The organism is Paenibacillus sp. FSL H7-0357, from assembly GCF_000758525.1.
Classification (GTDB): Bacteria; Bacillota; Bacilli; order Paenibacillales; family Paenibacillaceae; genus Paenibacillus_AQ.
This window is the reverse complement of record NZ_CP009241.1, coordinates 1,730,007-1,753,275: the sequence shown is the minus strand read 5'-3', so window position 1 is coordinate 1,753,275 and position 23,269 is coordinate 1,730,007. Positions and strand designations below refer to the sequence as shown.

General features: G+C 46.0%; 14 protein-coding genes. 1 reads left to right on the top strand and 13 read right to left on the bottom strand.

All coding sequences use genetic code 11. The features are described 5' to 3' along the window. Window positions 1–27 precede the first annotated feature (27 nt). The 5 genes from H70357_RS07805 to H70357_RS07785 form a co-directional block, all read right to left on the bottom strand. On the bottom strand, window positions 28–1,602 hold the full coding sequence (locus H70357_RS07805) for a glycoside hydrolase family 43 protein (protein WP_231578392.1): 1,575 nt from the start codon (window positions 1,600–1,602) through the stop codon (window positions 28–30). Window positions 1,603–1,661: 59 nt separating this feature from the next. Further along, window positions 1,662–3,152 (bottom strand): MFS transporter, encoded by a 1,491-nt coding sequence (locus tag H70357_RS07800; protein WP_081965730.1) that lies wholly within the window; start codon window positions 3,150–3,152, stop codon window positions 1,662–1,664. Window positions 3,153–3,258: 106 nt separating this feature from the next. Further along, entirely contained in the window at window positions 3,259–4,635 is a 1,377-nt protein-coding gene (locus H70357_RS07795; protein WP_052091896.1) for an MFS transporter, read from the bottom strand. Between the two features lie 134 nt (window positions 4,636–4,769). After that, a complete protein-coding gene (locus H70357_RS07790; RefSeq protein ID WP_038587592.1) occupies window positions 4,770–6,029 on the bottom strand; it encodes a glycoside hydrolase family 1 protein in 1,260 nt (419 codons plus the stop codon). A 26-nt stretch (window positions 6,030–6,055) separates the two neighbouring features. Beyond that, window positions 6,056–8,314, bottom strand: a complete 2,259-nt coding sequence (locus H70357_RS07785) for an alpha-L-rhamnosidase (RefSeq protein ID WP_197073664.1) — start codon at window positions 8,312–8,314, stop codon at window positions 6,056–6,058. A gap of 340 nt (window positions 8,315–8,654) precedes the next feature. Between H70357_RS07785 and H70357_RS07780 the strand changes: the two genes are divergently transcribed. Beyond that, window positions 8,655–9,911, top strand: a complete 1,257-nt coding sequence (locus H70357_RS07780) for a helix-turn-helix domain-containing protein (protein ID WP_038587586.1) — start codon at window positions 8,655–8,657, stop codon at window positions 9,909–9,911. Between the two features lie 232 nt (window positions 9,912–10,143). On the opposite strand, the gene H70357_RS07775 is transcribed toward H70357_RS07780, so the two are convergent. The 8 genes from H70357_RS07775 to H70357_RS07735 form a co-directional block, all read right to left on the bottom strand. Then, window positions 10,144–11,082, bottom strand: a complete 939-nt coding sequence (locus H70357_RS07775) for a sugar phosphate isomerase/epimerase family protein (RefSeq protein WP_052091894.1) — start codon at window positions 11,080–11,082, stop codon at window positions 10,144–10,146. 23 nt (window positions 11,083–11,105) lie between these two features. After that, entirely contained in the window at window positions 11,106–11,921 is an 816-nt protein-coding gene (locus tag H70357_RS07770; protein ID WP_038587583.1) for a carbohydrate ABC transporter permease, read from the bottom strand. Between the two features lie 32 nt (window positions 11,922–11,953). Next, window positions 11,954–12,832: a carbohydrate ABC transporter permease gene (locus H70357_RS07765; RefSeq protein ID WP_038587580.1), complete on the bottom strand. Its 879-nt coding sequence runs from the start codon at window positions 12,830–12,832 to the stop codon at window positions 11,954–11,956. Between the two features lies 1 nt (window position 12,833). Further along, the gene (locus tag H70357_RS07760) at window positions 12,834–14,201 is read right to left on the bottom strand and encodes an ABC transporter substrate-binding protein (protein WP_038587577.1); all 1,368 of its coding nucleotides are present in this window, start codon (window positions 14,199–14,201) and stop codon (window positions 12,834–12,836) included. Between the two features lie 131 nt (window positions 14,202–14,332). Then, complete coding sequence (locus H70357_RS07755; RefSeq protein WP_231578464.1) at window positions 14,333–15,133, bottom strand: HAD-IIA family hydrolase; 801 nt, start codon at window positions 15,131–15,133, stop codon at window positions 14,333–14,335. Between the two features lie 204 nt (window positions 15,134–15,337). After that, complete coding sequence (locus tag H70357_RS07750; protein WP_081965728.1) at window positions 15,338–15,916, bottom strand: glycerol-3-phosphate responsive antiterminator; 579 nt, start codon at window positions 15,914–15,916, stop codon at window positions 15,338–15,340. 117 nt (window positions 15,917–16,033) lie between these two features. Continuing rightward, on the bottom strand, window positions 16,034–16,285 hold the full coding sequence (locus tag H70357_RS07745; protein ID WP_156130832.1) for a hypothetical protein: 252 nt from the start codon (window positions 16,283–16,285) through the stop codon (window positions 16,034–16,036). Window positions 16,286–16,949: 664 nt separating this feature from the next. Next, a complete protein-coding gene (locus H70357_RS07735) occupies window positions 16,950–22,157 on the bottom strand; it encodes a glycerophosphodiester phosphodiesterase family protein (RefSeq protein ID WP_197073663.1) in 5,208 nt (1,735 codons plus the stop codon). Between the last annotated feature and the right edge of the window lie 1,112 nt (window positions 22,158–23,269).

Here is a 23,269-nt window from a genome sequence, read left to right as displayed (position 1 = left end):
GGCCGGCTTTTAAGCAAATGTGCTCTTTTACGACAGTTCAAAGATTGAAAATAAATTCAGAGGTTTATCTTCTAACGGGATGTAATCGAAATAATCGAAGTGGGCTAGAGCATTAGCCGTTTTTCCGTTGCCGGTCGAATACATTGCGAAGTATGCACCTGCAAACCCTCCCGCGACTTCTTTAGTAAGAAAGGCAACTTCCCCTTTCCCCAACATCTCGGGTTCTTCACCGGGGATTGAGAATGTGAATGTATACATTACCTCGTTCGCCTGAATTCCGAGCATAACCGACGGTTCGATGTAATCTACTTCCGCTTCAATTTGCACCAGGCTTCCTATCCGGCGTCTAAAAATCAACTTAGGTGACCCGTCTTTCATCGTTTTGGCAATTTCGTAATGGAATTTCTCGTTCATAAATACTGTAAGCCCTGCTTCTTCTCCATCTGCAGACGGTTCAAACTCCAGCAGCACATTGATCTCACAATTTTTATGCTGCTGCCTACGGCCGACAAATGCAGGTGCCCCCTTATCGCTTAAGCTGCAGGTCTGACCTTTTAACGTCAAACAACTGGAACGTTCCTCGAAAGACCATGAATCTGGAATAGGATTACGGTAAAAATTCCACACCGGCCCCAGCGTACCCCTATCGAAGTCATCTCTTTGCTCCCACTTCATTGTCTCCCCAATCGGTAGATTACCGGCATCATGCTCCAGTTCAGCAATTCCATGATTACCGACTATCGGCCATCCCTCCTCACTCCAGGAGACTGGTGCCAGATTCGTCTCCCGACCCAGGATGTGGCGCTTAGCATTTGCAATCGGCCGAATGCCCAGAAACACGCACCACCAGCTGCCATCAGCCGCTTGGACAAGGTCTGCATGACCTGTTGCTTGTATCGGCTTCGGTGTGCTTCTGTTAGAGAGAATCGGATTAGCCGGATTACTTTCAAATGGACCATAAGGATTGCAGCTTCTAGCTATTGTCTCCATATGCCCGTATTCTGTACCGCCTTCCGCCACCATTAAATAATACCATCCGTGGATTCGGTATAAGTGCGGGCCTTCTGGATGGCTTCCGCCTGTACCTTCCCAAATTAATCTTCTTTCACTCAATAATTCCCCGCTCTTAATGTCCAACTCCGCCTGATAAATCCCTGGCTGTTCCCCAAAAAAGTTGGTTGTGCCTGTGAGATATACTTTACCGTCCTCATCAAAAAGCAAAGATGGATCGACGCCTCCCCAGCCTTCAAGAAAGACCGGTTCCGACCATGGTCCCTCCGGATGTTCTGCCCAGACATAAAAACTTTTCTGGATGGAGATGTTCGTCGTAATGACGTAAAAATATCCTGCATGATAACGAATTGTCGGTGCGTAAATTCCTTCTGACCATCCTGGCGGGAACTGTCCCATTAATTGCAGCTGGCTTTCCCTGGTTAGCACATGACCTAGCTGACCCCAGTTAACCAGGTCCTTGCTATGAAAAATCGGAATGCCCGGAAAGTAATCGAATGAACTATTGACCAAGTAGTAATCTTCACCCACTCTGCAAACGCTCGGATCAGGATGGAATCCTGGAATAATCGGATTTTTATAACTTTTCATATTTGTCTCCTCCATAAAGTGCATAGTTCATCTCAAAATTATGGCTCCCTAATGAAATCCTAAGAGCGATGTCGCGCTTCAAGTTCTTCCTGAATTTCGATCATCCGATCTTTATCAAGTTCATAAAATCTCATTGTGATTAATGAGATGATCCATGCTAATAACATGATTCCGATAGAAAGGAACATAGTCATCCAAAAAATCTTTCTGGAATATGGTGTATTTACATCTGGAAAAGCTGTTTTAAATCCAATGCATGCAAGCATGATTCCTACGAATGTCTGCTGCAGTGAAGACACTCCTTTATCAATAAATGCATATACAGAAGATATTAAACCTGGTGCAAAGCGATTCGATTTATACGCACTGTAATCGATAACATCAGCTAACATTGGCATCATTAGGCCTGAACCTACATAACGGACAGATCCGCCTATCAGGAATAAAATTAGGAAGCTGATTGTCATAAAACCCATATTGTCCATGCGAATTTGTTGTGGATCGCCTAACCATAACAGCAAGAATAACAGACTGTAACTGATCAAACAGGCCCAGGTCGCGATTACAAACCCTTTTTTCGAACCAAATTTCATTGAATAGCGCATGCCAAACATAAGTACTAATATATTGGGAATCATCGCTATCGCATTCGTTGTTCCGAGCAAAGTATAATTTCCAATGACAACTCCAAACAGCAATACATTCACAATCTGGTTCCCGGCAATTTGTAAACTCAACTTGTCAATGGACGCAGACACCATAAACATTTGCAACGGCCGGTTATTCTTTAACAGAGGCCATATTTCTTTTAGTCTTAGTGCTTCCGTTTTATTTCCTATGCCATAATTTCTGCTATGATCCTTTGATGAGATACCAATAATTGCAAGAGTATAGGCAATGCCAGCAACTATAACAGTTGTAATGGTCATTTCTTGGAAAAGATGAACATTCGTATAACCACCGTATTTCCCAGTTAAGTAGGACGATAGATATACCGAGGCGGCTGTGTAAAATAACATCGTGTAAATCATCGTAAGGCCACCAAACATAGGCCGTTGTTCCGGATCATTGGTTAGAATGGAATTCCCGATGTTGAGCGCAATTTGGGATATCGCATAACCAATGATGAAAAAAAAGTATAAAACTATAAAATAAATAAGCTTAAGGCTATCAGGCACAAGATGATTTGTGAAAAATAAAAGTAAAGTTGACGCAGCCATTAAAACATAGGCAATAAGTAGAGCTGGTCTAACTTTACCAAATTTCCCATTAGTTTTATCCAGAACGACACCAATGACCGGATCTGTAATAGCGTCCATTATTCTTGAACCAGTAATAACAATTGAAGCAATAACAGTCCCCAAGCCAACAATACCAGCAGCATAGTAAGAAACAAGACCCATCAAAAAAATAAAAGCATTATGACCAAAGCCACCGATCGGATATAGATTCATTTCCCAAACTTTTGCCCGGCGATATTTTTTCTCTTTTACAGCTCTGTTCATAGCTTTTTGTTCTTTGATTAGATTTCTTTTTACCATCTGCGCCATACTTTTGCTTCCTTTCAACTATACAAAGATGCTGCATGTCTTTTATTGGGGACTATTTTAGTCTTATTGATACCATTCATGTTAACGCTTACTATTTAGGCTTCTGCTACTCCACCAGCTTACGTGCTTGTATTTCTTTCTCCATTTGAGGAATTTGTGTTTCTAGTTTAGACAATCTCCAGGCGAAGAAGAGAATCCCAACCATACAGGCCATCGGTATTAAAGCAAATATACTACGGATCATCAATAATGCACTGTCAGGTTGAATTGCTGTTTCTGAACTAATATAGCCTGAAAAACTCAATAACACTCCTATCAGACCTGAACCTATACCATTGAATACCGCTCCAACAAATCCGATCGTTACGCCAGTGCTACCTTCCATACGGGGAAGATTATGCATTTCGTTATTGGTTGCAAGATTCATAATAATAACGCTTCCTAGATAAGAGAGCGGTAACATAACTAATCCTGATAAAATACTTCCTACTATTAATAGAGGTATATTAGAACCTGCAAAATAATTGATAAGATACCCGACTGCTGCCAGGATCGCACTGAACTCAATCAAATTTGACACACTTAACTTCTTCATAAGTTTTGGGAAAACAAACATAATAGGCAGCATGATTAGGGATAGCATTCCCATGATACTTTGTAATGAAATATCACCCACAACATACTTGAAATACTGTGCACTAACATTCATCCCTTGAATAACGTTAAATAGACCAATAATCAGTGCATATACCCAAATATATTTATTTTTCTTAAACATCTGGATAATTTCTTTCAAATGAATCTTTTCACCAACCCGGTCTGCATCAATCGAAGAATCCTCTTTGACGAATATCATACGTAAAACCCCAATTAAGCATAAGGGAATAGCATAGATGAGAATAAGGGTACGCCAGCCATCAGGAGAAGTAGCAAGTTTACCCATGGCAATCGGAAATGTAACGCTTACTACCATCGCTCCGAGCATGGAGATAATACCGCCATATGAAGAAACTTTGATGACTTGCATGCGAGAAGGAAATGCCCGAATCACATATGGAGTTTGTGAAGCAGCCAGTAATGAATTGAATACTGAGAAAATGAAGAAGTACATCACAAATACAAAACCGATTTTGATAGGTTCACTCCAACTAGGTGAGGCGCTGAATAACAATACTGTACAAATCCATACTCCTACTATAGAAATCTCATATGGCCGGGCTTTCCCCCATCTAGTATTAGTATTATCGACAAGAAATCCGGCGAAAAGATTCGTAATTGCATTGATAATCTTACTTATCATTAATATTGAACCCACTACTACTGGTGACAACATCAAAGTGTTTGTACAAAAAAGTAAAAGATAACCTGTCATAATAACTTGCATAGAAGCGGCCGAAATATCGCGTCCCTTCCATGCAAGGAATTTCCCCATCGTTAACCTATCTTTTACTGACGTTTGAGTTTGTTCCTTTGCCAGTTCCATATAAACATTCTCCTTATAGGTTCTATTCCCCGTTCAGATAAATAAACATTGAAGCAAAACCAAAATCAGCGTTTGACTATTCAAGCACTGATTTTAGATTTGGCCTCTTTTTGGAAAATAATTAAGTAAAGACTCTAATTCATCTGAAATTCACCTAAGTAAGACAAGCTTGGTTTAGGAATGCGTTTTTGAGTGACACGATCGACCGCAATCAATCCAAATTTCATTGAAAATCCTTTTTGCCATTCAAAATTATCCAATAGACTCCAGTACATATACCCTGTAACCGGAATGCCATCGGCAATACAGCGTTTCACACCAGAAAGCGCTGTTTCTATAAAAGCTTCCCGCCGGCTATCATCATCGGTCGCTAAGCCATTCTCTGTTACCATTAGTTCTCCCTTAAATTCTTCAGCTACTTTTCGGATCACGTTTTCAAGCGCCTGCGGGTAATATTCATAATTCATTTGCGTCATTTCAGCACCCTCAGGTGCTTTTAGAACACCATCCGCATTCATGACTTCCCGGGTATAGTTTTGAACTCCAAAGAAATCGTCATTTTTAATAAAAGGTAAATAGTGCAAGAACTCTTCATGCCATTCTTCTTCAACCTTTTTAAGGGTTTCAGGACTTCTATCAGCCGCCTGCAGATCATGCAGACTTAATGTGACTCCCACCTTCAAGTGCGGCTTTATAGCCTTCATTGCATCTCTTGCTGCCTCATGTGCTTTCATGACCATAAGATCACCGGCTGGAGTTCGTTGCGAAACAAAGGTATTGGCCGTTTCACCAGGCTTTAAATTGAATGCAGCAGCTGATTCTTCCATTTGTTTCTTCTGATTCTCCGGCATGGGTAAATTCACCCCAACCTGTATGTTGATCCCCATTTGTGTCAGAATACGCTTCATAATCGCTGTTATCTGAAGTCCCATATTTGCTTCATTGATCGTACAAACATAAGTTAGAAGATCCCCAAGCTTTTCAACAACATAGCTGCAATACTTTGCGAAATATTCCACTGTACTTTCGGCTTCCCAGCCGCCTTCTGTAATCAACCACTTCGGACTCGTAAAGTGATGCATAGTAACGATTGGTTCGATATTATTATTGCGGCAGCATTCTATGACTTGACGATAATGTGCCACTTCTTTTTCATCATATTTGCCTTTTTCCGGCTCAATACGTGCCCATTCAATCGAAAACCGATAAGCGTTTAGCCCTGCTTGCTTCATTAATTTAATATCTTCTTCATAGCGGTTGTAATGATCACAAGCATCTAATGAAGGTTCTGCAAACATAGTATGCGGCAAATGTTCCTGAATCCAGTAATCACTGTGAATATTATTTCCTTCAACTTGATGTGCTGCTGTCGCTGCTCCTAATAAAAATTTCATTTTCCACACTCCTTCTCCCGTTTAAATTAGCTGCGCTTGATTTGATAAGTATAGGTTCCTTTTTCCACTTCATAATAACTGCCGTCAGGAAGTTCAATAGTTGATGCTGCTGGAGTTTCAAATTCGAATTCTATACCTTCTTCTTGATATGCCCATGATACTTTTATCAAACCTGCTCGTGACAAATACGAACCGGCTACTTTTCCTAAACGTGGATCTACATAAGGTTTCAGTTGTATTTTTTGGTAACCAGGTAAAAGTGGTTTCATTCCTAGGATATACTGATAATAAAATTCTCCAACGCTACCGAACGCATAATGGTTAAAGGAAACCATATTATCAGAAACGACTTTCACATCATTGACTGTTCCATCTTCTTTTAATGCGTCCCAACGTTCCCATATAGTAGTCGCTCCTCGTTTCACTTGATACATCCATCCAGGGCAATCCTCATTCAATAACACATCAAAAGCCAGTTGTGTATTTCCTGCTTCAATCAATAACGGTAGAATGAATTGGGTCGAGAAAAACCCAGTATTCAAGCCGTTCTCCTCAACGTTTGCTACAAAGTTTTTTAGTACTTTTTGACGAAGTTTCCCTTCAGGGATCACATATTTCAGCGCCATGATGTAAGCGCCTTGATAATCCCCGCTGACTGTTCCGTTATCATTTATATACTTTTCGATATAGGCTGCTCTAGTTTTTTGAAGCTGAACACTATAGCGTTCTTGATCGGCTAAATATTGCGAATATGCCGTTTCATCTTTTTCTGACTTCTTCAATAACTGTTCTTTATCCGCCAATTGTCCAGCAAGTTTACTTAGAACCTCTAAATCATGAACGATAAAGGAATTGGAAATGGGTTCATTATTTTTAGCCATCCATTCTAAATCTTTCCCTGGCATTAACCAGTCTCCAAGGTTAGGACCTAACCATAGGTCGTGATCGCCCATTCTTCTTATTTCAGCTTCAACGAATTTTTTTATACTGTCATATTGACGAACCAAATGTTTATCTGTTCCATATTGCCAATACAACATTTCAGGAATAATGGTAACTGCGTTCCCCCAACCCAGCATGTTAATAAATCCAATCCCTCCTGGTCCGCCTGCTGGAACAGTTGGGGCAACGTAACCTTCTTCATTGTCTAACTGGCTATACCGGATATCTTTTAAAAATTTCTCAAAGAAAACTTCCGTATCATAGTTATAACTACCAGTCAAAGCAAAAACTTGGCCATCTCCTGTATACCCCATCCGTTCATCTCTTTGAGGACAATCCGTTGGTACTTCTACATAATTAGACTTTTGTCCCCAAAATTGATTATTGAATAGTCGTTCTATCAAAGGATTATCGCTAGTAAAATGTCCCGTTCGTTGCATATCGCTGTAAATCGCTCTAGCGCTAATCAATCCTTCGATATACTGGGCCCCAGTTAATTCAACATAACGGAACCCCATGTAAGTAAACCGCGGAAGATAAGACTCCTTTCTTTTGCCTGCGAAGTATACAATCTCTGCTTTAGCCTTTCTTAAATTTTCCGTATAGAGAGTTGTATCATCTATCAGGATTTCACCATGTTTCACGGTTAGAGTAGTATTTTCATCTAATAGAGCCGCATTAATCTCGATCATCCCGGCAAAGTTTTGACCAAAATCGAGAATTGTTGAATTCTCTTTCCTGATAATTTTTTGTACAGGCATACTCTCTTGAAGCTTAACTTTTATCGTTGTTTCCGAAAAACATTCAGGTATTTTACCTGTAAACATACTTGCCTTACCCATCGCATCCTGCTGAATTCGCGCATCGTAAACTTCACCATCATAAAACCCTGCATATTTATAAGGGGATGCGAGCTCATCTACCTCAGTACCCGAAACAAATTGCTCAGAAGTACCATCGGCATACTTGATCTCTAGAATCCAAGAAACCGCTGTATTATTACCATAAATTTGAGTTTTGTTCTCATGAGTGAAACGTCCGTTATACCAGCCTTGTCCAAGGTAGACCTTAAAGACATTCTCACCTTTCTTCAATTGTTTAGTCACATCATAATTTTGGTAAAATAAGTCGCGATGATAATATGTAAAACCTGGAGCAAATAGTTGATCCCCAATCTTCTCCTGGTTAAGTTCAGCTTCATACACACCTAATGCTGTCATGTATAGCTGAGCTGTAGTTACTTCTTTCTGAGATAATATAATTTGCTGGGCGAAAATATTAACGGTTCCTTCTATAAATTCCGGATTACTAGCAGTAATAAAATGCTTTTTCAACTCTTCCACATGAAGCACCATCCTTACTTAAATATATCGTTTCATAAACGCTGCGCTGCGCTGAAAAGATTTAACAGCTGATTTATCAATCCAGTTTTGATGACTTTCTAACACGATAGAATCGACGCCATTAATCACAACATCAAAAGCGTTTCGGCCATTCGGCAGTTTCCTATATATATCTATCCTCCCATCACTATTCAATGCTCGAGTTGTTTCTTAAAAGAGAGTATTTCTAATTTCATTCAGTTGATAATGTAAGAATATCAAAATAAGAAAGCGCATTCTTGTGTTTTCCAAAATACTATTATAAAATCCAAAGGTAATTTATTTTATTGGAGGTATATCTATGGAACTGGAAGTACTAATTCATTTTTGTAATCTTCAATCATCCACACATCAGTTACCCTATACGATTTACAGGAGTAATGAACCCATCAGTTACAGTTCATCCTTCTTACTGGGTTTTGATTTATTGAGTTCTAATCTGTCAATTATTCAAAATTCGGATTCATATGTGAGATACTTTGTTACTGAGGATTTTTTAGTTTTTGGCTACATAAAGAGCAGCAGTGAGGATTTATTAATTTTAGTTGGCCCCGGTGCCATCGGTGAACTTTCGGAGAAGGATACAGAAAACATTATTCTTAAATATATTAAAAACATTTCTGGGGAAGAAAAAGAAATAATACAAAAGCAATTAAAAGAGCTCCCTATAATATCCATCGAACGTTTTTTAACAGCACTTTGCACAGCAAACTGTTTTATTAATCACCAAATAATTACAAATCAGCAGCTTTTAACAAAAGGTATAGAGGAAAACGTTTGGTTAAAAACACAATTAAAGCTAATCAATATTGAGCAAAAAGAAATCTACGAAGAAGCCTTAGAGCAACCTTTAATTAATTACGAAGAACAGATTTCATTTTGCATTAAAAATGGTATGACTGAGGTTCTTAAGGATGTTATGGTAAACAAGAGCTATATCCTAGGGAAATTAGGGCCTGACGCTTTACGGCATTTTAAAAATGCAACTATTATCTTAAATTCAATATCTCTTCGTGCCGCAATTTCTGGAGGATTGAATCCTGATACCTGTTATAAATTGGGGGGGCTCTATATTCAACAACTGGAGGCCTGTCAAAATATCGAAAGTTTAAGCAGGGTATCTACTGCAATGATCATTGATTACTGTACTAGAGTTCAAAATGAGAAATCTTTAAAATCGAAAGATGAGACCATTAACAAATGCATTAACTACATATTTACTAACTACCGTGAAAAAATAACAGTACAAATGATTGCGAAAAAAATAGGTATTTCTCCTGAATACTTGTCATCTAAATTCAAGAAAGTAACTGGAATTAATCTGCCTTCTTTTATTAACCAAAAAAAAATACAAGAGGCTAAGAAGCTACTCGTATTTACTAATATGCCGCTATTAGAGGTTTCTGAATATTTAGCATTTTCTAATCAGAGTTACTTTCAAACAATTTTCAAAAAAACAACTGGAATGACACCACTACAATATCGAAAGGAAAGTCATTTATATTCGAATAAATTACTTTCTTTAGATGACTCTATCTCATCTGAGATCAGAGTATAGTTTTTTTGCGCCTAATTTAAAGGATATCCTTATTACAGACTATTATCTATTCCAACATCATAATACTTTTGGGACACCCCTTTACGTCACCATGCCCATATCCCAGCAGCACACTACGTGGGAAGGCTCGAATTACTGAACGCATCGAAAAAAATACTGTAGAAATCCGTATACCGCATTCGTCGGCAATCCGGCCTTTATTGATATTGGAACATGCTTTCCTCTATCAAGTCTACCTTATTCCCGAGACAGGTTCAATGCCATAGACAGCCAGGTATTGCTTCCGTAAATGGTGAAGTTTGGCTGCGGACGGCAGCAGATCTCTGGGATGCCGCAACTCAAGCACCCAGGCACCCTTGAATCCGCCTGCCGCCAGCCCGGCGAGCATCGCCTCCAGCGGCAGCTTGCCTTGGCCAAGTCCCAGGTGCTCATCCTGCTCTGCAGCATTGTCGCTGAGATGCAGCGCGACCGCGCGGGGCATGGCCTGCTGCATCATCAACAGGCAGCGGTCTTTGCCTGCCATCAGGGCATGGCCGCTGTCGAACACCAGACCTATGCGAGAGGAATTCACCCGCGCGGCCAGCTCCAGCAGCTCTGTGACCTCCGTCCCCAGCAGCCCGGGGTACGGGGGAACATTCTCCAGCGCGATAACTGCCGCAGAGCCGGCGGTCTCCGTCAGTATCCGCTGGAGGAAACGCACCACCCGCGCTTTGGCGGCTTCCCGTGCACCGGCGGAAGCCGCTCCAGCACCTGCAGTGGCCTGTGCTTCCTCCAGAAGCGCGCCCCCCCCGGGTTCCGCTCCTGTTTCCTCAGTGTCCACAGCAGACAGCTCTCCCGCATGCAGCACCACATAGCTGCATTCCAGCACTTCTGCAACACGCAGCGTATCCAGCAGCAGCGTTTCCGCCTCCGCACGCTGCTGCTCGTCCGCTGCTGCCGGATTGCAGCCGGTAATTGGTGCATGGATGCTCCACCGGATGCCAAGGTCCTTGCCTTTGCGTGCCAGTGAAGCCAACTGGCCTGCCGTCCATTCCAGCAGCTCCACGTGCCTGCCTTCGCACATAATCTCAATGTGCTTCCAGCCCTCGGCGGTTAGTAATTCAATAGCTTCAGCCAGTGGACGGCCGATATAGACATAAGTAGATACTGCGCAGTTCTGTAATGCCGTCAATCTGAACTCCTCCTTGAACAGTTCTATTTAATGCCGGAATGCATGAAGCTCTCAATGAACTGGCGCTGGAACACTAGGAAGATCAGCAGCAGCGGGGTGATCACCAGCAGGGTAGCCGCGCTGACTTCCGTCCACTGCACCCCAATCTCGAATGATTGGGCAAAGATCGACAACCCCACCGTAAGCGGCCGGTTCTCCACCGAATTGGTGATAATCAGCGGCCAAAGAAAGTTATTCCACTGATAGCTGATCGAGACGAGTGCGAAGGCCACATAGGTGGGCCGGGCCAGCGGGAAATAAATTTTCCACAGGACCTGCCATTGGCTGCAGCCCTCGATCAGCGCCGCCTCTTCCAGCTCGGCAGGGATCGTCTTAAATACCTGGCGCAGCAGAAAAATTCCGAACGCCGAAGCCAGAAACGGCAGCATAATGCCTAACTTGGTGTCGAGCAGCGACAGCTGCTTCAGGACGTTGTAGTTGGGGAAGATCAGCACATCGGGGGGAATCATAATCTGCACCAGAAACAACAGGAACACTATGCTGCTGCCGGCAAAGGTTACACGTGCAAAAGCAAAAGCAGCCATGCTGGCCGTCAGCATCTGCACAGCAAACACACACACCACAATCAGAATCGTGTTGAGATAATAAGTGGAAAATGGCGCGGCAGACCAGACTGTAGCGAAGTTGCTCAAAGTGAAGTCCAGCGAGAACAGGCTCGACAGTGCTGCATGACGGGGACGAAACGCCGTCACCGTCATCCAGAGCAGCGGGATCATCCAGACGGCCGCGAGGGCCAGCATCAGTATATTTCCGAGCTTAGATGTAAATTTAGTTTTCATAGAATTGCCCTCCTTCCGGCAGCCATGCAGATTTAGTTATAGTGAATTCTTCGATCCAGGCCAAAGAACTGCACAGCCGCAATCAGCAGCAATACTGCAATCATAACGACCGTCAGCGCAGACGCCATTCCCTGATCCCAAAAGCTGAATGCTGTTTCATAAATGTAATAGAGCAGCAGATTGCTGGAGTTGTTGGGCCCTCCCCGGGTCATGATCATCAGGTGGTCGACAAGCTTGTAGGCGTTGGTGAGCGCAACAATACTTACGAACAGCGTAGTCGGCATCAGCAGCGGGAAAGTGATTTTGCGGAACACGGTGAACCGGCCCACCCCATCGACATGTGCGGCTTCATACAGCTCTTTCGAGATATTTTGCAGACCGGCGAGGTAAAAAATCATAAAGAATCCCGCCTCCTTCCAAATGATCATCAGGATCATCGCCCACATCACCAGCCCTGGTGTGCCCAGCCAATTGATATCGTTCACACCGAACCAGGACAGCAGCCTGCTCATAAATCCATATTCCGGTGTATAAATAAAAAGCCAAATGTTAGCTGCTGCAATCATGGGGATCAGAGTCGGATAAAAGAATGCAGAACGCATAAAACCTCTGCCATGCAGCGCCTTGTTGGCGAAAACTGCCATCAAAAGCGCCAGAGCGATTCCGAGTGGAACCGTCCCCAGCGCAAACAGCGCATTGTTCACCATAACCTTGCGGAAGACCTCGTCTTGAAACATGGTGCGGTAATTGGCCAGACCCGCAAAGACTGGCTCCGGCGTGGACAAATCCGCCTGGAACAGGCTCAGCCGCAGCGTCAGCGCGATCGGATAGAATGTAAATAGCAGCAGAAACAACAGTGAGGGCAGCAACAACAGCCAGGCGAACCCATTTCTTCTCAGACTGGTATTCATCTTATTTATTAAAAGAAGCCAGTGCCTGGTCCGCACCATCCTGCGCTTTCTGCAAGGCTTCCGCCGGTGTCAGCTCATTAGTGAGCGCAGCCTGGACGGAGTCACTCAGGATTTTGACAATTCTGCCGTTGTTGTGGGTCGACAATTCGGCGGATGCATATTCCAACTGGTCACGGGCAATCAGCGCAGCCGGGAACTCAGCAGCATAAGCCTTCATCTGTTCAGTTTCATATGCCGATTTTTTCACTGCCACATAACCGGTATCGATACTCCACTGCGCCGCACGTTCGGTTTCAGTCATGAACTTGACGAATTTCCAGGCTGCTTCCTGCTTCTTTTTGTCGATATCCTTGAAAATATAGAAATTTCCGCCGCCGGTAGGACTGCCATATTGCTTCTGCGCCGGCAGGAAGCTGACGCCGAAATCAAACGCCGCATTTTTCTTGACATTGGTCAGGTTGCCGGTCGTATGGTACATCATCGCAGTTTTTCCTTCCAGGAAGTCGGAAGGCACTGTGCTCCAATCGGTTACGCCGCCAGGCATAGCCTTGTGCTTCGCCGCCAGATCTACCCAATACTGGAGACCCTCGATATTCTCCGGAGTGTTGAACATTACTTTTTTGCCGTCAGGAGTCATCAGATTGTTGCCGTTCTGCAACGCGAAGGTCTGAAGCATCCAATAGGCGTAGCCGGTCACCGGAATCTCCAGCCCCCACTTGCCGTCACCGGCCAGCTTGACCGCATATTCCTGCATCTCTGCCCAGGTTGCAGGCGGCTTCTCCGGGTCCAGTCCGGCGGCCTTGAACATATCCTTGTTGTAATACAGAACTATGGTACTGCGCTGGAACGGAATACTGTAGGTTTTGCCCTCTGTCTGGGAATTCTCCATAAAAGCGGGATAGAAGTCAGATAAATAAGTGTCTCCGCCCTCCTGCGCTATGAACTCGTCCAGCGGAATAATCGCATCCATATCCAGCAGGCTGAAGAGCTCCGTGGACTGCAATACCGCTACATCGGGCGGCTGCTTCGACTGGACTCCGGCTTGGGTCTTGACCGCCGTATCGGCATAGCTGCCGGTGTATACCGGCTTAACCACAATATCCGGATTCTCCTTCATAAAATCTGCAGTCATGGCTTCAATGGTAGCCGTCAGCGGTCCTCCGACAGCAATCGGGTAATAGTAAGTCAGTTCCGTCTTGGTTCCGTTATCCGCCGGAGCGGCTGCGGCTTCACCAGCCCCGGTGCCGCTGCCATTGCCAGCAGCGTTATTGTTGTTTGTGTTCGAGTTTGTGTTTGTGTTGTTGCCGCAGCCTGCCAACACCGACATCCCTAGTGCAGCTGCCATAACCATTACATTTACTTTACGCATCCCTGTAATCTCCTCCATTTATCTATTCATAAGTAGCAGAAAGATCGGCAACCCTCCGCGAGCGGCTGATCCTCTTACTCTGGCAAGCATGGGAATCCCCTCTGTAATCCTGTGGTTCAGCTCCGCTATAATCAGGACAGGCGTAAATGATCCTGCAGCATCTCGGACATTGAGGTCCAGATATGATCCGGCATGGTAGAATATTGCTCCAGATCCTCTCTCGCGGTCACTCCGGTTAACACCAATGCAGTGCTGATGCCGTGGCTCAGGCCAAACTGGATATCCGTATCCATCCGGTCTCCGACCATCAGACAGTTCTCCCGGCTACTCCCGCTCTGCTCCAGTACCTTCTCCGCATAATAGGCGGATGGCTTGCCGATAATCTCTTGTACAGTGCCGCAGCTGGCTGCCTCAATGGCCTTGACCATGGCCCAGGTATCGGGAAGCAAGTCGCCCACTACCGGACAATTCGGATCAGGGTTCGCGGCAATCAGATATGCGCCCGCTCGGACAGCCTTCATCGCTCGGTGAAGCTTCTCATAATCGAATTCGCGGTCCATCCCGACCAGCACATGCGTGGCTTCCATGGGTTCATCGGTGAGTACCGTCCCCCCGCCAGCCATCTCATATTTTAGCGCCTGCTCCCCAATCACCAGCACCTGAGGCCTGTGGTTCATTCCCTGCATTTCCCGGAAATACGCCGCAGTTACCGAAGCCGCGGTCACGACTTCCTCCGTATGGGCTTCAATTCCCATCAGCCTTAGCCGATTCCGGCATTCTTCCCGGGTCCGAATGGTAGTATTGCTCAGGAACAACACCTGTTTCCCATGTTCCCTTAGATACTGCAGTGTCTGACTCACTCCCGGCAGCAGCAGGTCACCAATAAAAATGGTGCCGTCCAAATCAAAAAAATACGTCTCGTACGCAAGCACATCCTGCAATAGGAAAGCAGCCTCCTTAATAGGAACAAACCAAAAAACCCTATATCCAGCACAGTAATCAGGCATAATGAATCCGCCGTCTATATGAGCTGCATAAGGGTTTTCTCTTCGTCTCCGACCCTTGATATGAAATTGAATCGTTCAACTTACTTCTTCACTATAAATAAACCGTGTCATTCTGATATTAACTCCAGGTTAAGTTTGTGTAAAACTGCGCCAAAGCTCCGGGTTGCCCATCGATACTGCACTCGCTCCTGCTTGGAGAGCTGCCTGAATCTCATGATGCTCCTTGATCAGGCCACCGGCAATGATAGGGCGGGAGGTACTGCGGCTCAGCTCGGTAATGACCCTGGGAATCAGCCCCGGCATGACTTCAAGCGCATCCGATTCATTCTGGCGCACGTTGTTTATGCCGTGCTCCAGCGCGGAGGTGTCGATCAGGAACAGGCGCTGGATCGCCAGAAGCCCGCTTTTCTTAGCCTGCTTGACCATATGGTTCTTGGTTGAGATAATGCCAGTCGGACCAATCTTCTCGGCAATATATTTGACCACCAGCGGATCGCTCCCCAATCCGCCGATGAAATCTACATGCAGGAAAACTTTCTTGCCAGCTTCCAGGCCCTGCCTCACATATTGCTTCACAGTGAACAGATCGCCAATCAGCAGAAAGATCATCGGCCATTCGCTGTCGCAGGCCTTCTGCAAGTCTTCAGCCTTGCGCACTGCCGGTATAATTCTGTGGTCGCTGCTTCCAGCAAACAGTCCGTTCTTCACCTGTTATCCCCCTTCTGTACCTGTGATTATAGACCATTGTAACAGCCGTTTGTCAGCGTGGTATTAACGGCGGGACCGCAGTCCCGCCAGCATGTCATTAAATGAAGCCCGCCAAGCTCAGGAACCGCTGCACCCGCACGGCCGAGTGGGTGCAGCGGTTGTGCTCATTTCCGGCATCAGCAGCTTTTGAGATAAACCCTTCATTAATCCGGCTTGAATGACCATGTTCCATTCCTCGCGCGCCCATGAGATGCTTGCTGCATCCTGGAATAACTTCCATGGCTGGCGGTGATTCCGCAGCTGTGCCGCCAGCAGCGCTGTCCTGCCCGATATACCCCAGGGCGGGGGCCAGCACCACCGCTTGCTCACTTCACATCACCTCGGCATCCGGACGGAGAGCTCCGTCTCCAAAACTCAAGCTGCCGCTGCTTCAGTGGGAGCCCGTACCCGGTTTCCGGGCATTCATCCGGCCATCCACCTGCAGCAGCTCCTACCCATCCAGGAATACAAGCTCAGGCGTGATCCCCTTGCGCTCATCCTTATAGGTCTCAACGAAGGTTTCGCATTGTCCACCAGGTTCACAAGCTTTTTGCTTTTCGCACTTTTTGCATCTGTGACTGTACCCTCCCAAATGTTGTAGTGAAATCTGAGCAGCACAAAAAAACCTACAATCCGTCAAGGTTCAATCAGACCCGTATGGACCTGCATTCACTTTGACGCATAGAAGGTTTTCTCCTCGTCTCCTACCCTGCGGCTTTAAATTGGTGCTCTTATGTCTATTTTAAGGCGAAAGAATCATCAGAGTATTAACGCCAGGTTAAATTAATGTCAATTCAGAACGCTGTCCCGGAGGCAGACTGGATTAACAGTATTGCTTGGGCGGTCTCAGAACAATAGGAGAACCCGGATGGCTAAATCTAGCTACCTACGGTCAAACAGGCCAACCGATTTCGGTTGGCCTGTTTGGGAATATTAAGCAATTTAAACGTCCTGCCTGAGCCTGACTTGGGGCTTCAGGCAGGATTGGTTTGTTTTACTCGTTGATGAAATTAGCTGTGATTAAGAAGCGCTTCAGCATAGTTGCTGATTGGGCACGGGTAGCAACGCTGCCCGGTTCCAAAGTATCACTTGTCATGCCTTTTATCAGACCGGCTTGAATGGCTGCAGCCAGCTCCGCCTTCGACCAGTCGGCCTGGCCGGCATCCTTGAACGATGCCAAAATCTCATCCTGCTTCGCCTGTGATACTTTGGCGTCGATGCCCGCGTAGGTCATTGCGCGGACAACCATGACCGCCTGCTCTTCGCGCGTAATCTTGTTGTTCGGACGGAACGTGCCGTCCTCATACCCGCCAAGGATGCCTGCTTCGGTCGCCGTCGCTACCTCTTCGGCAAACCAGTTGGCGGCGGATACGTCGCTGAAGCTTGCTTGTGCCAGCATGGGGTTCAAGCCAAGCGAGCGGACGAGCATCGCTGCAAATTCAGCGCGGGTGATAGGGCGCTCCGCGTCGAAGCGATTACCGCTTACGCCGTTTACGATGAGCTTGTTGGCCATAAGCTCTACGTCGGCCTTCGCCCAATGCCCTGTCATGTCCGCAAAGCTATTGTTATTTTCGATGACTGTGTACACGCTGTTTCCGCTGCGCTTTAGCGTAGCCGTCGTTTTGCCATCTTTAGCCGTGAACAAAGTCGGTACGAAACGGAGCTGCTTCGTTTCCGGCACATATTGCACGCCGGTCGCTTTGCCCGAATCTACTGCCTTGTTCAGGATTATATCCAGAGAAACATACGCGGAATCGAACGAAACCGGGATCGCTTGCCCTGTCTTGCTGACCGCTTCGACCTTAAACTCCACCGGAGCCGTCACCAGATTTCCGCCCGTTGCAGCAATAATGCTTTGTACCGCTGCTGCATTATCGGCGTTTAGCTTCGCAAACGTGAAGCGGATCAATACGTCGTCAACACTTACTCCGAGCTGCTGGGCCAGTGTGTCGAGCTTGATCAGCGACAACGGCAGCGTATAAGTCACATTGTCAATAATAACAAGCAGTGTCTTGCCGTTTACCCGGCTTGCATCTAGCAAGCCCGCTGCAGGCAGCTCCAGCTTATCTCCGTCGGATTGAACCTTTACGTTGGAGTGCGCGGCAAGTGAATCTTTTAACTCGGCAGCTCCTACTTTGCCTTCCTTGGCTACGATCCGATCGGCAGCCTGTGTGGCCGGATTGGACGGCTGGTTTACGCCGCCAGCGCCGGGGCTTGTACCGCTACCACCGTTGCCTCCGTTGTTACCACCGTTGTTGCCTCCGTTGTTGCCTCCATCGCTGCCTCCGTTGCCATCCTGCCCCTTTACTTTTATCGAGACAGGCTGCGTGTAAATATCATACTTGTTGTTATCATCGAAGGAGGCTGTATATCTCAAGAGCACATGCGCCGTTCCCGGCTGTTTGGCCGTTACTTTGCTGCCGCTCACTTCCACGACATCTTGTCCATCCAACATAACGACATCAGGCGAAATGGTTGTTTTCGTACCTTTATAGGACTCCACGATTGCCGACAATGAGATGCTCTCACCCTTGGCCAACTCATGCTTGTCCTGCTCCGGCTTGATTGAAGCCGTCCAATCCTCCGCCCAGAAAGCGTAGTCGGTCGTAATGCCGTAAACTCCCAGCATCATGAACCGGATAACATCATTTTTATTGGTGAACGTCCACGGAGAAATGATGATGCCCCGATGCTTAGCAGCTTCCATAAAGTTTTTGCCTAAACCGTCATAGCTTGTATTAAATGAAACGTTCATTCCTTGGACAAGCTTCAGCGTATCTCTTAGCGATTTATAAACATTCGTCTCGCTTGCATATCCACTGGTTAATAAGCCCAGCGGCATTTCCGGCATCAGCTCGGACATCCGCTTCAATTGACTGGTTTGGAAGGCCATCACATCGATGATACCCTCGGCATTATTTTCCTTTATGGTCCGAACAAGTGCGTCCACCGCTTCAGGCTTGTTCGACTTGATCTCGGCCATAACCATCCGGTCGAACTCCCTGGCAAGCTCGATTTGCTCCTCTAGAGTCGGAATTTTTACATCCGGATACCCGTCAGGGTGCGGCTTGTTCGCATTCAATTGCTTCATTTGCTCCAGCGTAGTATCCTCGACATTTCCGGTACCGTTAGTCGTATGTTCCAGCAACGAATCATGAATGATGACCAAATGCCCGTCTTTGCTCAGGTACATATCGTTTTCGATAAAATCCGCACCGCTTTCCAGTGACATCCTGTTCCCTTCGATGGTGTTCTCGGGAGATATCGACGGCACGCCTCTGTGCCCGATAATATAAGGCTTGCGAATCAAAGTCACGTTGTTGGAATATACCTTCAACGCCCCAATTGCGACTTCGTGCGCATTCGTAACGATTCCGTTCACACCTGCCGTTATAAGCTGGTGCATGGCAATGTTTTTGTCCGGCTTGTTAGCCGTTTCCTTTGCCCATACCATAATCATCCGCTTCTGGAGATACTCCACATTGCCTTTGGAAGAAGCGCCCATCGGCAATATAGCCGTTTTGGCAAGGCTGGCCGTCGTTTCTCTTCGAATCTCAAGCAGCTCTTCCTCGGTCAAGTTGCCGCCTGCCGAACTGAAGTCCACGATGCCGCGAAGCATTGGATAAGCGGTTCTTGCTCGTTTGACCAGTTCTCCGTTATCGGAAATGATGGCGGCATCCTCCCACCCGTTCGTTTGCAAATAGTTCGTTAGTTCGTCTACCGAAGCCTTGTCCTTCACATAAAACGCCGGAATCACGCTGTTTCCGATCGTTTCAAGAACGGATTCGACTGTACCGACTGCCGTCTTCCCTACCGGATCGATAACTTTCAAACCTTGTCCCACATGCAGCACAATGGTTGCAGGAAGCGCAGCTCCACTCAGCTCAGCCAAGTCATTGGCGTTTTGAATTTCCTTCACTACGGAAGGAGCCATCGCGATGCTCGTGTCGGGCTCCGCAACCTGAACGAACCGTTCTTCCGGCACAGGGGGCAGCTCATCCAGCTGCAGCGTCACGCGAATATTGTCAACCTTCATTCTGCTCCCATTAGCTTGTAAGCCTACCGCTCCTTTGGAGTAAGCTGTAGCTAGACCGGTATCTACAATAATCTGGTCATTGATCGATTGCTGAACTCTGTTGTCGTACGCCTTAACCGTGTAATGATACATTTTCCCGGCGTCAATAGGTTCGCTGTTCGAGCCTTTGTCGATGACTTTCCAGCCGTTGGCGGGAGTTCTCTCTGCAAACTCCATTCCATAGGCCACAGTAGCATCTTGCCGAACAGCCATTTGGTAATAAGGGTAATCATGATTTTGAATGCGATACATGATGGAATGCCATCTGGAGGTATCTATCGCCTCCAAATGCGTTACATCGGCTTCAATTTTGTAATTGCCAAAAGCACTCAAATACTCTGGCAAAATAACCCGGGCCGGATTATCCTTCTCAGCAAGTGCATTGAGCTCAAAAGCTCCCGACTTCACCGCAGCATTGTCAGCGGCCTGCTCCTCTGAATTGAACACCTTGATGTCATCCAGGTAGAACGTTCCGGATGTATTGGCTTCACCCGGGGCGGCAAAAATGAGAATTCGTTTTGCATCGGTTATGTCATCTTTGATCGTTGAAGTATCCCAGGTGACTGTTTCCCAATTCCCATTCGTGTTAATCTCGAATTTCTTCTCGTGAGCCCCGTTTACTTCTTCGTATTTCACGATCAGTTTCACGTTGCCTTTGATCTTGAAACTCAATTGATTCCCGCCGAAATAAGCCGAATTCGGATCAACATTTGCCTTCATAAACGCCCAGGATTGTGTTTGCTTGTCATAGTCCACACGCATAGCGTTGCTGCCGTCACCGGTTACCTGGTTATCCAAGCTAAGCGTATAGACTCCTGTTCCCGAATCCATCCAACCGCCGTGTACGGAATTGCCGTCAAAATCGTCAATGATCCGTTCCGGATATACAGGTCCCGTGGACTGGGGTATCATCCAGCCTTCAGGAAGCGTACCGTCAGTTAGATGGTCAAAGTTTTCCTCATACAGAACGTACTCGGTATCTTTCGGATTTTTGACGAGAACCATCATGCTGACAGACACATTGTCCTTCGTGCCTGTAATCTCATAGAAACCTTTTTCCTGCGCGATTAGCGTACCGTTCTCAATTTGGATAGCCGAATCATCCGATGTCCAAGTCAGTTCATTACCTTTCACAACGCCTGATGTAAGATCATTATAGTCTGCCTGGAACTGCAACGTGCTAAGGTCCAATGCCGTTTGTGCATTCACAAGCACATATTCTTCTTCACCCTTTAAGGAAACGACCTTGATACCCGTCAAAGAAGGCGTCACGGTAATTTCTTTTGAAGCCTCCGCATTGTCATAGACGGCGGTAATGGTTGCTTTCCCAGGCTTAAGGGGATAAAGCTGGTTATTTTGGATTGTAATGATACTCTCATCGGAGGAATACAACTCAACCCGATCCGTAGGAACTACATCCGTAATGCCATCAGAGTAATAGACGCTGCTAGTCACGCTGGTCGTGCCGCTCAACGCCTCCAGCGTGCCGGGTACCGCAAGATCGATCTGGTCTGCTGTGACCCGGGTTACCTTCAAATTGTCGAAGGACACCTCACTCTGGTCTCCCTGGAAGCCGATCATTCCATTTTCCGGAGGCTTATCAACCGTTAGATTTTTATCTCCGTATAATGTAAAGCTCATGTCGTCCTTTTCTTTCAAGTACATCTTAACGTTACGGTCAAAAACCCTTACTTTCATTGTATAATCCGTATTCACCTGAAGCGGAGAGCCGGTTGCACTTATAGGCGTAGGGTATAACCAGCTGCCGTCGGTATTCCGATAAGACGTTTCAATCGTACCATTCTGTTTAATCGTCATTTGCGAGTAAGGCAGCTTTCCATCTGATGATGCCTGGAACATAATGGAAGCTCCGCTGCCCGAGTTTAAGAAGCTGTCGAACCGCACATCAGTTTCAATGACATAGTTGTCCCACTGCACCGGCGTCAGAATCCGGCTTTGTTTGCCGAAGGCATTTCCGTCGAACGTCAATCTACCATCACCATAAGTGTTCTGTACAACCGTAAAAGGGGAGCTTCCCTCGTTCACATCGGATATCCAATTGGGAGGTAAAGTCCCGGTCTCGTAACCGTCAAAACTTTCTTCCAAGAGTACCGGATTTGTACTCACTGACTCCTCTGCGTGCACTTGAGAAACAAAGACGCTTGGCTGAAAAAGCCCACTGAACATAGAGGCTATCGTTACACTACATATAAGCTTTGCAGACATTTTTTTCATATCGGTCTCCATTCCTTTCACGGATAATTATTGAATAGCAAAGATGTTTATGACAGCTGCCCAGCCCTCCTTTCCGCTAGCCGTTTGCAATAAACACAAAAAAACCCGCAAATTCATCAAACGAAAGTACACACGCACCTTAAAGGTGTGCATTTCATTTGCTGAATCTTTGGGTTTTCTCCTCGACTCATACCCTAGATTTTTCAGTTGCTCATTGCAATTTCTACTTTAACAAGCATTTGTTAACGGAATGTTAGTTCTCATAAAAAAATTGTAAATATGCAGAGCTACCGCAGTATACATCTACAGCCTGGCCTGCGCGGCTGTCTGCGCCCACAAATTGGTTGAGCGGTAGGGACGCGTTCAGCCGCTGACAACCTGTTCCGCGCCGAAGCAGGGCTGGACCGGTGATACTGAAGCTTAACGTTTGCCCAAAATCGCCGTAACGGCTCATTTTGCCGTACCCAATGTTGAACGTGGACGTATGTCCGGGAACCATCGCCCCGGCCCGGTGCCAACAACATTCGGATTGACCAGCAAAAAATCATCCGGACGTAGCCGCCCTGCAGCAGCCCGCTTTGCGCGTTCAGCATCACTTCCTTGGTAACCCAGTCGCATTTCAAAGTGGAATTACAACAGTAAATATGTTTGTCTAACGGGACACGTTAATTTAACGAACAAGCTGCAATTGGTACAACTTATCACTCATAAAAAAGAACTCTCCAGACACAAGGAGATCCGCAAATCCTTCGTCAATTTGTTTGCCACTCATCTCTTTCATTATTTCTTTTTCTTATACACCTTTACTCGGTGCTTTGAGCATCTTAGAGACGATGTTCAAAAACTCTCCTGTCCTTGATTCCAATTCCATACATCAGCTTTAGTAGTTTGCTGTGGTTCCTGCAGGGCATAGTCCGCATTAACCGCCACTTCGCGGATTACATCCTTCGCGCAGCTGATCAGTTCCGGTCTTCAAGAATCAGCAGATAGGATTCAAAAGTCTC